Annotated in this window: 12 protein-coding genes; 5 read left to right on the top strand and 7 right to left on the bottom strand. The window is 58.7% G+C overall.

Annotated elements, in window-relative coordinates:
* From OU682_RS24430 to OU682_RS22140, 4 genes are all read right to left on the bottom strand, one after another.
* Positions 1-84 (bottom strand): biotin carboxylase N-terminal domain-containing protein (locus tag OU682_RS24430; protein ID WP_371832299.1); only part of this gene is annotated, 84 nt, incomplete at its 3' end.
* Positions 85-103: 19 nt separating this feature from the next.
* Positions 104-1,099: a YeiH family protein gene (locus OU682_RS22130; protein ID WP_268944366.1), complete on the bottom strand. Its 996-nt coding sequence runs from the start codon at positions 1,097-1,099 to the stop codon at positions 104-106.
* Between the two features lie 244 nt (positions 1,100-1,343).
* Positions 1,344-2,525, bottom strand: coding sequence for a UxaA family hydrolase (locus tag OU682_RS22135; protein ID WP_268944367.1), 1,182 nt, complete (start codon positions 2,523-2,525; stop codon positions 1,344-1,346).
* Between the two features lie 3 nt (positions 2,526-2,528).
* Positions 2,529-2,816 carry a UxaA family hydrolase gene (locus OU682_RS22140; protein WP_268944368.1) on the bottom strand — a complete coding sequence of 96 codons (288 nt, stop codon included), beginning with the start codon at positions 2,814-2,816 and terminating at the stop codon, positions 2,529-2,531.
* 141 nt (positions 2,817-2,957) lie between these two features.
* Between OU682_RS22140 and OU682_RS22145 the strand changes: the two genes are divergently transcribed.
* Entirely contained in the window at positions 2,958-3,659 is a 702-nt protein-coding gene (locus OU682_RS22145) for a GntR family transcriptional regulator (RefSeq protein ID WP_268944369.1), read from the top strand.
* A 19-nt stretch (positions 3,660-3,678) separates the two neighbouring features.
* Here the strand turns inward: OU682_RS22145 and OU682_RS22150 are convergent, their stop codons facing one another.
* The 3 genes from OU682_RS22150 to OU682_RS22160 all read right to left on the bottom strand — a co-directional run bounded on the left by OU682_RS22150 (position 3,679) and on the right by OU682_RS22160 (position 6,686).
* Complete coding sequence (locus OU682_RS22150; RefSeq protein ID WP_268944370.1) at positions 3,679-4,407, bottom strand: GntR family transcriptional regulator; 729 nt, start codon at positions 4,405-4,407, stop codon at positions 3,679-3,681.
* 192 nt (positions 4,408-4,599) lie between these two features.
* Positions 4,600-6,105 carry a tripartite tricarboxylate transporter permease gene (locus OU682_RS22155; protein ID WP_268944371.1) on the bottom strand — a complete coding sequence of 502 codons (1,506 nt, stop codon included), beginning with the start codon at positions 6,103-6,105 and terminating at the stop codon, positions 4,600-4,602.
* Positions 6,105-6,686, bottom strand: coding sequence for a tripartite tricarboxylate transporter TctB family protein (locus OU682_RS22160; RefSeq protein WP_268944372.1), 582 nt, complete (start codon positions 6,684-6,686; stop codon positions 6,105-6,107). The genes OU682_RS22155 and OU682_RS22160 overlap by 1 nt, the downstream gene beginning before the upstream one ends.
* A gap of 104 nt (positions 6,687-6,790) precedes the next feature.
* Between OU682_RS22160 and OU682_RS22165 the strand changes: the two genes are divergently transcribed.
* The 4 genes from OU682_RS22165 (at position 6,791) to OU682_RS22180 (ending at position 10,852) form a co-directional block, all read left to right on the top strand.
* A complete protein-coding gene (locus OU682_RS22165; protein WP_268944373.1) occupies positions 6,791-7,897 on the top strand; it encodes a tripartite tricarboxylate transporter substrate-binding protein in 1,107 nt (368 codons plus the stop codon).
* Between the two features lie 56 nt (positions 7,898-7,953).
* Positions 7,954-8,895, top strand: a complete 942-nt coding sequence (locus tag OU682_RS22170; protein ID WP_268944374.1) for a hydroxyacid dehydrogenase — start codon at positions 7,954-7,956, stop codon at positions 8,893-8,895.
* Complete coding sequence (locus tag OU682_RS22175) at positions 8,892-9,878, top strand: Ldh family oxidoreductase (protein WP_268944375.1); 987 nt, start codon at positions 8,892-8,894, stop codon at positions 9,876-9,878. Before OU682_RS22170 ends, OU682_RS22175 begins: the two co-directional genes overlap by 4 nt.
* Positions 9,879-10,093: 215 nt before the next feature.
* On the top strand, positions 10,094-10,852 hold the full coding sequence (locus tag OU682_RS22180; RefSeq protein WP_268944376.1) for a sulfite exporter TauE/SafE family protein: 759 nt from the start codon (positions 10,094-10,096) through the stop codon (positions 10,850-10,852).
* The last annotated feature ends 1,028 nt before the right edge of the window (positions 10,853-11,880 follow it).

Below are 11,880 nucleotides of genomic sequence, written 5' to 3' on the forward strand. Positions count from 1 at the left end.
CGTCTTCTTGCCCAGTTCGTTGGCCGCCCGCATCACGCGGATCGCAATCTCGCCCCGGTTGGCGATCAGGATTTTCTCAAACATTATCTTCCTCAGCAAACCTTCAGCCAATCAGGTGAACACCAGCCAAAACGAAGAAGGCCAAGAATATCGTCTCGACAACGATCAATCCAATCGCAGTGCCGCCGACCTCCATCATGCGTACCAACGACGTTTTGATGCCTACGGCAGCAATCGCCGTCAGCAAGGCCCATCGACTCAGCTGTTCGGCCAGATAGGAAATCGATGCCGGAACAAAACCAAAAGAATTCAGTGTAGCCAGCACGAGAAACCACACGACGAAGGACGGCAGCAGCGGCGGTCTTTTTCCTCCCGGAGCATGTGTATCAAGCTTGCCTGCGCGGATTGCGAGGGAGAAGACGAGCACCACAGGAGCCAGCATCGAAACCCGGATAAGCTTGACCACCGTCGCTGTCTCGCCAACCTCAGGGCTGATCGAAAATCCCGCACCAACTACCTGTGCAACATCATGGATTGTACCGCCCAGAAAAACGCCAGACTCCAGGGGCGTAAAGCCGAACCAGGATGATAAGGGTGGATAGGCGATCATAGCGACAGTCGAAAGCACCGTCACCGCCATAACCGTAAAAGCGAGGTTGCGTTCCGATTTGTCGGTCTTTGGTAACACTGCAGCAATTGCCATGGCGGCAGAAGCGCCGCAGATGGCGACTGCGCCCCCAGAGAGCAGCGCCATGCGCCAGCCCCTGCCAAAAAACTTGGCCGCAACCATTCCGAATAGGATGGTCGCAATAACGCCACTGATCACCAACAGGATCATCACGCCACCCAAGTCCGTCAGCATATCGACAGAGATGCGTGCGCCTAAAAGCGCTACGCCGAGCCGCAAGACCGTGCGACCCGAATACTCGATCCCCGCTTTGGTGCGTGCGCCATCTTCGGCCAGAAAATTCAGTGCAAGCCCCATCAACAGCGCCATCAGCATAGCCGGTGCGCCATAATGTTCAGACAGGAACTGCGCCGTGACCGCGACGAGAAGAGAAACGGCAATACCGGGGAATAACGCAGACCCGACGTGCATACTGAACTTCTCGCGACCCCATGACCGCATGTCGACTGCTGGTTTTACCATCTGGATCCGATCCGAGCATCATGTGAGGTCTGCCCGCAGCACAGCGCACCGCAGGCTTGTTTCCTGTGGGCGCATGGACACGGGCAGAAGTGCATCCAAATCCTCGCCACGCATGATCCCGCATGGCATTAAGGAAGCCACAAGGATAAAAGCCGCCCCTGACCCAGTCAGATCGAAGGGCGGCCTTGTGCCGTCAGGCGCTGCGATAGAGCTTGGTCATCGAGAATTCACGATGGCCCAGAGCCTCGGCCGCCGTCATACGACCGTTTGCTGTGCGGACAATCATCTCGATCAGCGCATCACCGGCCTGATCGATGGTCATCTCGCGCGTCAGAACACCGGTTACGTCAACATCGATATGTTCGGACATGGTGCGCAGGGTGCGCGGGTTGCCCGAGATCTTGATCACTGGAACGATCGGGTTGCCTACCACGTTGCCCTGTCCTGTCGGGAAGGTATGGATGACATAGCCACCTGCCGCCATCAGCGTGACGCATTCCGCAGCCGCCGATGAACTGTCCATGAAGTAAAGGCCAGGACCCTTAGAGGGTGCTTCTGCAGGACCCATCGCATCGATATAGGACGAGGTGCGGCCGATCTTCTCAAGGTTACCAAGCGCCTTTTCTTCGATAGTGGTTAGGCCGCCGAGGATGTTACCCTTGGTGGGCTGACTATCGGAAAGGTCGTCGGTCTGGTGGGCGAAGATCACGTCTTCCGAATAGGCCTGCCAGATCTTCTTGAACTTGGCCGCCGCCTCAGGGTTTGCCGCGCGCTTTTCACAAATATGCTCAGCACCGGTGATCTCCGAGGTTTCCCCGAAGCAGCCATAGATCCCATGCGGCAGCAGCTTGTCATACATGTTGCCAACGGTCGGGCAGGAGGACAGCCCCGTGGTGGTGTCGCTCTCGCCGCATTTGGTCGAGATCCACAGATCCGACACGGGGCAGTCTTCCTTTTGCAGCTCAGACGCCCAGTGGACATATTCCTTGGCCTTCCAGCCAGCTTGCCGGATCGTCTCGAAATCACCTTTTTGTTCAATCGAGAAGCCAGTAACGGGCTTGCCGGTTTTGGCGATGCCGTCGACGATGACCTTGGTCCATTCCGGCTCGATCCCGATAACCACCACGGCAGCGACGTTGGGGTTGGCGCCAGTGCCGATGATGGTACGGAAATGGAGATCCAGATCCTCACCGAATTGCAAGCGGCCATAGGCATGCGGGATGGCCATGGTGCCTTTGACATTGTTCGCCACTGCTTCGCAGGCGGCGTTTGAGATATCGTCAACCGGCAGGATCAGGACGTGGTTACGCACGCCGACGCGACCGTTCTCGCGACGCCAAGCCTTCACGGTTGCATTGCTGAAATCAAGTGCCATGGATCACCACCGTTTCGTTTTGCAGTTGTGGGTGTGGACATGGTCGCCGACGTCCGCATCGCCGACCATCTTGCCGATGTCTTCGCCATATTTGATGACCGTATCGCCCGCCTTCAGCGGCTTCAGCGCGACCTTGTGTCCAATCGGGATGTCGGCCTTGGCAGTCAGGCGGAAATCCGAATTGTCATGCGTCACAACGCACATCATCTCGGTGCCGGCCTGGAGATCTTCAACAACGACGACGCCGACGTTGTCCTCATGATCATGTACAAGAAGCTGTGGAATGCCCAAGTTTCCCTCCTCCAAAAAGCAGTGTAAGGCTACATGCAAAGACCTATCATATATCTCATGTCTTATACAAGAGTTATTCTATACATCTTGCTGAGCGAAGAACTGGCGTGATAGCTTTCATGGAGAAACAAGGGCACCACTATGGCACAACCTCTCTACCAGAAGGTGATCGACAACATTGTCGCCAAGATCGCGTCAGGAGAACTGCTGCCAGGATCGATGTTGCCGAGCGAGATGCAGATTGCAGCCGATACGGGAGTATCCCAGGGCACAGCGCGCAAATCTCTGATGATGTTGGAGCAGCACGGGATTGTCAGGCGTGAGCAAGGTCGTGGCACCTTTGTCACAGCCCGAACCCCCGACAGCGCACTCTTCAACTTCTTTCGCTTAAGGCAGCGCGACGGGGAGATGATCCGCCCCGAGTTGGTCAGCCAAAAGGTGACCGTCCGCCGCGCCACGGCAGCTGAACGCAGGGGCCTGGATGGCGAACCCAAAAGCGTTGTCGAGATCCGACGCGTGCGCAGTCTTAAGGGCAAGCCAAGCGTTTTGGAGACAACGGTGGTTTCTGCAACCCGCTTTGCGGGTCTTGGCCAGCGCACAGCGCTGCCCAACACGCTTTATGTGCATTACCAGCAAAATTACGGCTGCATCGTACTGCGCGCAGAGGAAGCAATTTCCGCGATGATCGCGGATGAGGATACAGCTACGGCGCTGAATGTAGAGGTTGGTGAGCCGCTTCTTTGTGTGGAGCGCGTCGCGTTCGATATCATGGATTTGCGGGTCGAACGCCGCCGGAGTCTTTGCCGCACCGACAGCTTTGTCTATCAGGTCTCGCTAACCTGAGAACCGTGACTCGTGGGATTCAGCGGAGCGTCACTGAATAACGAACATTGTCGGTCAAGCAGCGCGACTGGCGTAGCTCGACAGGCCTCCCCTCAAGGTCATAGGCCACCCGCTGAATGGCAATCAAGGGGTGGCCTTGAGGGCAGCTAAGCCGCAGGGCATCCTGCGCACTGGCCAAGGTGGCGTGTAACTGTTCATCGGCTCGAGCGATGGTCACGCCCCACTTTGACGACAAGAGCTTATAGATGTTGTTGGGAATGTGCTCCATCCCGACCAAACCGGCGAAGCGGTCCGCCGGCAGCCAAAGCACTTCGTTGATGATTGGAGCCCCTCCCATTGAGCGCACCCTCTCGATGCGGATGACAGGATCGCCCGCACTCAGCCCCAAGGGCTTGACCACGTCCTTTGTGCCAGAGACACGGGTCATCTTCAGTACTTGCGACTCGGGAAATTCCTGCTGTTTCTCGGAAGATAGACGGAAAAATTGGAATAGCTGCCGCGGGTCCTCAGGCTGTGCGACGAAGGTGCCGCGCCCTTGGCGCCGAACGAGCAGATTGTCCATCGTCATTGCGTCCAGCGCCTTGCGGACCGTGCCCTGGCTAACATTCAACTGTCGGGCAAGCTCTTGCTCGCTAGGAATCAGCATACCCGGTGTCCACTCGCCGGATACAAGCCGCCGCGTCAGCTGATCACGCACCTGAGCATAGAGAGGCTTGGCGGCTACAAGAGTGGCGGGCTCATCGGGCATGTAAACTCCTAGATAAGGCACTCTGAAGCCTCCCAGGCGGGGGAGCGAGTGAGGCACCTTCGGCTCTCTTGTGATATATATAGGACTTGGCGAAACACAATCAGAACGACAATTATTCGCAGAGTATCGTCTCGTCACAAAATATCGTCGGCTTGAGCCAGCACAAACTGGCCCAAGCAAATAGCTTCCGGATCAATCCGCTTCGGCGAACACTTCGTCCCGCTCTCGCCGGACACTGGGCAAGAGGGCCAAACCCAGCATAACGACAGAGATCAACAACAGGACGGCGCTGATTGGACTGCTTATGAAGACCAAAGGGTCACCGCGTGACAGAACCAGCGCTCGGCGTAGATTTTCCTCCATTAGCGCCCCCAGTACAAAGCCCAACAGCAGCGGTGCCGGCTCGAACCCCACCTTGACCAACAGATAACCGACATAGCCGAAGAAGCCGATGAACAGCACATCCGTAATCTGGGAGTTGATTGAATAGATCCCCACGCTGCAAAAGACCAGGATCGTCGGATACATCAGCCGATAAGGTACCTTCAATAGCCGTACCCACAAACCAACCAGTGGCAGGTTGATCAACAGCAGCATCAGGTTGCCCAACCACATCGAGGCGATCATACCCCAGAACAACTGAGGATGCTGCGTGATAACCTGCGGCCCCGGAACGATGCCGAATATGGTCATAGCGCCCACCATGAGCGCCATGACTGCATTAGGCGGAATACCCAGAGTCAGCATGGGAATGAAGGAGGTCTGCGCGCCAGCATTATTGGCAGCTTCCGGTCCCGCCACGCCCTCAATCGCGCCCTGACCGAAACGAGAAGGATCCTTGGCCATGCGCTTTTCCAACGCATAGCTGGCGAACGGCCCCAGCACCGCGCCATTCCCAGGCAATAGTCCCAGGATCGCACCAAGGGCGGTGCCGCGCAAGATAGGCTTGGCACTCTGGCTCAGTTCCTCACGCCCCGGTAACAAGCGACCAATCCGTTCGCGGGCGACGTCGCGGACCTCTGTGACTTCGAGATTGCGCAGGATCTCAGCAATGCCGAAAATACCCATGGCAAGCACGGAGAAGTCAATCCCGTCAGCAATTGTGAGCCAGCCGAGCGTCATCCGCGCCTCTCCGGTTTGAATATCGGTGCCGACACAGGATAGCAGCACGCCCGCCAGAACCATGGCAACGGCCCGGATCACCGAACCGCCAGCCAGCACAACAGCAAGGACCAGACCCATTACCATCAGGGAAAAATAGTCGGCCGGACGAAACAGCATCGCCAGCTCGGTCAAGGGGCGCCCCAATGCGGCAATTATGAGTGTAGCGACCGTTCCCGCAAAGAACGATCCGATCGCCGCAATCCCAAGTGCAATCCCTGCCCTTCCCCGTCGGGCCATGGCATGGCCGTCCAAGGTCGTAATGACAGCTGTCGCCTCGCCGGGAATGTTGACCAGGATAGCCGTCGTCGATCCGCCATATTGCGCCCCATAGTAGATGCCCGCCAGCATGATCAGAGCCCCTGTCGGGTCCAATCCGAAGGTGATCGGCAGCAGCATCGCAATGGTCGCGATCGGTCCTACCCCCGGCAGAACACCAATCAGCGTGCCCACCATGCAGCCCAGCAGGCACAGCCCCAAATTCTGCAGCGACAGGGCAACCGAAAAGCCGAGCCCAAGATTCTCGATCAGATCCATCAGACGTCTCCCTTGCGCTGCAGTCGGATCAGAAACAGACCCAGCGCCACGATCAGCAGCCCGCCCGACACCACCAGCATAACCTGCCTCTGAGTCCAGCCAGGAAAATAATCGAGCCACGATACGGGAAAGGCCGGCATTGGCAGGTTCAGCAGATAACCGAATAGCAGGATGCAGAAGGCTGTCAGGGCCGCAGCCAGGATCGAAAGGTCAAGCCAGTCGCGTTCGCGCTCGGCAAAGCCAGCAATCAGCACCGCCAAAGGACCGGCCGCGACGATTCCAAAGCCCGGTGTCGTAACAGGCCCAATAGCTGTTGGCCGGATCGTGAAGGCAAAGACGATCAGCGCCAGCATAATGATCGCAGGGCCACGCAGGGAGACTCGAGGGATTGCCTCACCGCCTCGGAAGATGCCAACGACCACCATGCCTACCCCGATAAGCCCGATCAGGAAGGCCGTTCCACGCGGCATGCCTCCTGCGCCAAGGGATCGCAAGGTTCCGCTGGATATGTCCCCAAGTGCCAGGAAGGCGGCGACGGCCAGCCCAATCAGGCATGCTCCGCCGACGACGTTCTGGTTCAAAAGCCCGCCTTTGTGGTGTCCCCTCTGGCTTGTTAACTCGGATGTTGGTGGCTGAGATAGGTCTTGAGACATGTTTGTTCTCCTCCCTGATGATGGGATCCGGGATGCGAGCCGCCCCTCCTCCGCCCGAGCTCATCCGTTCGATCCGCTATGGTTTTATAGAAGATATATGTTATAAGAGCAATACGGCGCTTGTGCGCTCTGCCGCCCGAGGAGGGGCGGAAAATCAGGAGGAAGAAATACTCATGCGGCAATTTCTAACTGTACTCGTAACGTCCGCAGCATCGCTTGCAGCGGGAATCGCAGGGGCGCAGGGTTATCCTGAACGCCCCGTCAACCTCGTGGTGCCTTTCGCCGCTGGCGGTCCAAGCGACGCTATCGCGCGTCTTGTCGGCCAGTCCATGTCCGAGACACTTGGCCAGCAGTTGATTGTGGAAAGTGTTGGCGGCGCTGGCGGCACACTAGGCGCGGCGCGTGTGGCCCATGCTGACCCGGACGGCTATACACTGTTGATTGCCCATGTTTCGCTGGCAGCAGGAGAAACTCTCTATCCCGACCTAACGTACGAGACCCAAACTGCCTTTGCTCCGCTTGGGATGATCAACCAAGGTCCCATGGTGCTGCTGGCCCGCAAGGATTTCGATGCAGCCGACGGCGCGGCCCTGATCCAGCGAATGAAGGAAGGCGGCGAGGACATTGCCGTGGGTCATGCCGGCGTCGGGTCGAACTCCCATCTGTGCGCGGTGCTGCTGGAAAAAACCATGGACACTAAGTTCACTCTGGTGGCCTATCAAGGCACGGGCCCGGCGATGAACGATCTGATGGCCGGTGGCATTGACGTCATGTGCGACCAATCCACAACCTCGATCCCGCAGTTGGAAGGCGGCACAGTCAAAGGTTATGCAGTCACCTCGGCCGAGCGGCTCGAGGCGTTGAAGGATCTTCCAACCCTGCAAGAACTGGGCTTGGAGGACTTCAACTTCACCATCTGGCACGGCCTTTATGCACCTGCCGGCACACCGACTGAGGTCGTCGAGAAGCTGAACTCGGCCCTGCAGGACGCGCTGGACGACCAGAAGATACTAGGCCGCTTCGCTGCCGTCGGCACCTCGCCCTTCCCGGACGATCAGCGCAGCCCCTCCGCACATAATGAAAAGCTGCAGGCTGAGATCGCGACCTGGCAACGAGTTCTGGGCGACACGGCCGAATAACTCTGGCCGGGCGGCATTGCTGCCCGGCTCCGATCTGCATCTGCATGGGAACGAAGATGATAATCATCACCGAGTTTATGGACGAGGCCGCTGTCCAGGAAGGACTTGCCGGACTGGATGTGGTTTATGACCCTTCGCTTGTCGACAATCCTGAAGCGTTGGCCAAGCACCTGCCGAAGGCGCGCGCGCTGATCGTACGTAACCGCACCCAGGTGCGTCCAGCCTTGCTGGATCTTGCGCCGGACCTGCGCGTCGTGGGTCGCCTCGGCGTGGGCCTCGACAACATCGACATCGAAGCGTGCAAAGCACGCGGCATTGCGGTCTGCCCGGCGACGGGGGCCAATGACGATTCAGTGGCGGAATATGTGATCGGCACTGCCATGCTGCTGCTGCGCGGTGCCTATCGTGCCAATGATGGCCTGGTCGCCGGAACATGGCCGCGCAATCGCCTGACCGGGCGAGAAATCTCGGGCAAGGTTCTAGGACTGGTCGGTTTCGGCAGCATCGCTCGAGCGACGGCACAACGGGCGGTGGCGCTTGGTATGAAGGTCGCCGCCTATGATCCCTTCCTGCCACCCGACAGCCCTGCCTGGTCCCAGAGCTGGGGCACGGTCAGTCCGCTGGATCTGGACGAACTGCTCGCCGGTTCGGATGTGATCTCCCTGCATGTGCCTCTGACCACCGATACCCGGTTGATGATCAACCCGGCAGCCATTGCCCGGATGCGCGACGACGCGATTCTGATCAACGCGGCTCGTGGTGGCGTGGTGGACGAGGCCGCAGTCATCAAGGCGCTTCAGGACGGTACCCTTGGCGGCGCGGCGCTGGATGTCTTTGAGACCGAGCCGCTCGACGCACAGGCAGGCGCCGCCTTTGCGCAGGTGCCCAATTTGGTGCTGACCCCCCATATCGCCGGCGTGACAGTCGAGTCGAACACCCGGGTTTCGTGGTTAACGGTCCGCAATGTCCTTGATCATCTTGAGCATGAGCCAGCATGACAAAAGCATCAATCACACAAGCGCAGGTCGCCGTTGCAGCCGCCCTGCAAGACGAAGGCGTTGTCGAGCAGTCGGCTCTCTCGGTCGCGCGCGCCTTGGTTGGGGCTGAAGCTGACGGGCTGAAGGGCCATGGATTGTCGCGCCTGCCCAGCTATCTGTCGCAGGTCCGGAGCGGCAAGATCGACCCAAAGGCTGTTCCGACGGCACAGCTGGCAACTGCCTCAGTCCTGCGCATCGACGCTGCACACGGTTTTGCTTATCCAGCCCTTGATCTGGCAGTGGAACGTCTGCCTGAGATAGCGCGAAAAACCGGAATTGCCGCTGCCTCGATCTATCGTTCGCATCACTGCGGGGCGGCGGGACTGGTGGTGGAGCGCCTGGCCGAGCAGGGGGTTGCGGCGCTTCTGTTCGCCAATACGCCCGCGGCTATTGCGCCTTGGGGAGGCAGCACGGCGCTGTTTGGAACGAACCCAATCGCCTTTGCCTGCCCCCGTGCCGATGACCATCCTATCGTGATCGATATGTCGCTGTCCAAGGTCGCTCGGGGCAATATCATGGCAGCCAAGCAGAAGGGCACGCCGATCCCCGAAGGTTGGGCGCTTGATGCGAATGGTCAGCCGACCACTGATCCGAACGCGGCACTGGCGGGCACTATGCTACCACTTGGTGATGCCAAAGGCACCGCGCTGGCGCTAATGGTTGAGTTGTTGGCCGCCGGTCTGACCGGCGCAGAGTATGCGGCCGATGCCTCGTCCTTCCTTGACGATCGGGGGGGGCCGCCTGCCACCGGCCAGTTGATCATCGTGCTTGACCCGCAGATCCTAGGCGGCCCGGGTGTCCTGCCCCATATAGAGAAGCTGGCTGCAGCCATCGAGGCGCAACCAAACGCCCGCATCCCCGGTTCACGGCGCATCGCGCAACGCCGGAATGCCGCAGCCGAAGGGATCGACCTCCCCGAAACGCTGCTTGCCCGGATCGGATAAATACCGTCGCATGGCTCCGCCAAGGAGCCATGCGACATGGCTCTCTCCAGGAGCTTGGGCTGATCTGTGATGCAAGACTTGACTTGGGATCTGGATACCCCGGCAGGAAGAACGGGAGAACCGATGCGCGTTGTAGATCTGTTGGCGCAGCCAACAATCGCGGCTAGGGTTAAAGTAATACCGAGATTTCGAAATGGGTCAGGACCAGTCGTAGTATGTCACCTAGCCTGACAGTGGAATGGTCTGCGGCTACCGTCATCTTTGTTTGCAGCGCTGTCTTCGTTTCGGCCATACTGCGCGGCATAACGGGATTTGGCTTTGCGCTGGCTGCGGTTCCGCTGATCAGCATAGCCCTTTCTCCGACGCAAGGCGTGGTGATTGCCGTCCTTCTGCAATGCATGATCGGCTTCAGGGATCTTCCCGCGCTTCGCCATCTGGTCGCACGCACGACACTTATGACATTGTCAGCAGGAGCGCTAATTGGCACTCCTTTGGGTTTGATGACGTTGTATGCCTTGTCTGCCGACGTGATGCGCGTAGTCATTGCCCTCATCGTCTTGGCGGCGCTGCTGGCCCTGTTCAAGCAGGTGCGCATCAACCCGGGACCGCGGCGGGCATTGGCTGCAGGCATGTTGGCCGGTCTGTTTTCAGGAATGGCCGCTATGCCGGGTCCGCCAGCTGTCGCTTATTTACTGGGCACCTCCACCCCCGCCCTGCAAACCCGTGCCACCCTGACCATCTTCTTCTTTATCACCTCGCTTTTCACGCTTCCCGGCTTTTGGGTCCAAGGAATGTTGGTGCAGCCTACCTTGTTGATGGCGTTGGCATCTTTCCCCCTTCTGATAATCGGCACCCACCTTGGCGGGTGGTTATTTCGGCAGCTTGGCGATGGCAGATATGAAAAAGCAGCAATTGCTATGCTTGGGGCAACGGCCATGCTGGCCGCCTTGCGCGGTGTGTTGGGCCTTCTGTAGAGCGTTTGACCGCCAGGCGCACGACTTCATGCTGGCTGATGAGGCCTGCCGGATGATCGCTTTATGCCCGCCTCACTTGTCTCTGATACCCTTTGGGCTGTGGCGAACCCTTGTTGCTATCCACATCTCTGCCCGCGAAAGGTGGGCCGCCTCGGAGCTCGGATCGTGTCAACCGTGAACGGATCATGGTTTTCCTGCAGAGCGGCATTCCTTAGCGCATGCTGCCTTCGCAGGTGGGTTGTGGCTCGGGTATCAACTGACGGCGGCAGACGGACTGACAGTTGGCCAGCGTCGGGGAGCGCTTGTATCATGCTTCGCTACGTCAGCTTCACCACGCCGGTCACCACCGTAGTCGTCCGACGGTCACGCCAAGCCATATCGAGTGTTATGGAATAGCTGAGTGTGCCTACAGTAGCAGCGAGCGGTTCCAAGGCCGCTACACGCCGGAAGGAACGGCGCCTTGCTGCAGCCGTTTATCCTAAAATTGCCACAGGAGAGAAAAATGTCTCGTAACGAACGGAGCATGTCGGAGGATCTGGAGAAAGATCAGACCACGCGTCCTTCGCAGCGAAAGGGGAACCAACCCATCAAGCCTTCTGGCACCGCACGGCAGCCCAAGTTCGACCACAAGATCAGCCCTGGCCCCGCCAGCGACGATCCGACCGAGTAGCACCTGAGCGCCTTACCCTGACTGCTGCAGGATATTTATCATATTCGGGGCGCACGGGAGGCAGATCAGTAACGTGTGCCTTCGATACCCTCGGTAAGGGCAGCGCCCTTGTCGATGATAATCAAAAAGAACGTGTTTCCAGTCACCGCATTGCCTTGACGACCAAGTCGTCACTGGAAAGAACGGGGCTGCAGAGATGATGCCCAAAAGGAAGCCCTATGAAATTCCGTTTCCCCGTAGTCATCATCGATGAAGACTTCCGTTCCGAGAACACGTCGGGCCTGGGCATCCGCGGTCTGGCCCAGGCCATCGAGGCTGAGGGTTTCGAGGTATTGGGTGCGACCAGCTATGGCGACCT

It is taken from the genome of Paracoccus benzoatiresistens (genome assembly GCF_026913015.1).
GTDB lineage: Bacteria > Pseudomonadota > Alphaproteobacteria > Rhodobacterales > Rhodobacteraceae > Paracoccus > Paracoccus benzoatiresistens.

What these genes read in the sequence shown, in the direction of transcription:
- OU682_RS22130 (WP_268944366.1), bottom strand. Translation starts at nt 1,099, where the DNA reads ATGCACGTCGGGTCTGCGTTATTCCCCGGTATTGCCGTTTCTCTTCTC.
- OU682_RS22135 (WP_268944367.1), bottom strand. Translation starts at nt 2,525, where the DNA reads ATGGCACTTGATTTCAGCAATGCAACCGTGAAGGCTTGGCGTCGCGAG.
- OU682_RS22145 (WP_268944369.1), top strand. Translation starts at nt 2,958, where the DNA reads ATGGCACAACCTCTCTACCAGAAGGTGATCGACAACATTGTCGCCAAG.
- OU682_RS22150 (WP_268944370.1), bottom strand. Translation starts at nt 4,407, where the DNA reads ATGCCCGATGAGCCCGCCACTCTTGTAGCCGCCAAGCCTCTCTATGCT.
- OU682_RS22155 (WP_268944371.1), bottom strand. Translation starts at nt 6,105, where the DNA reads ATGGATCTGATCGAGAATCTTGGGCTCGGCTTTTCGGTTGCCCTGTCG.
- OU682_RS22165 (WP_268944373.1), top strand. Translation starts at nt 6,791, where the DNA reads ATGCGAGCCGCCCCTCCTCCGCCCGAGCTCATCCGTTCGATCCGCTAT.
- OU682_RS22170 (WP_268944374.1), top strand. Translation starts at nt 7,954, where the DNA reads ATGATAATCATCACCGAGTTTATGGACGAGGCCGCTGTCCAGGAAGGA.
- OU682_RS22175 (WP_268944375.1), top strand. Translation starts at nt 8,892, where the DNA reads ATGACAAAAGCATCAATCACACAAGCGCAGGTCGCCGTTGCAGCCGCC.
- OU682_RS22180 (WP_268944376.1), top strand. Translation starts at nt 10,094, where the DNA reads ATGTCACCTAGCCTGACAGTGGAATGGTCTGCGGCTACCGTCATCTTT.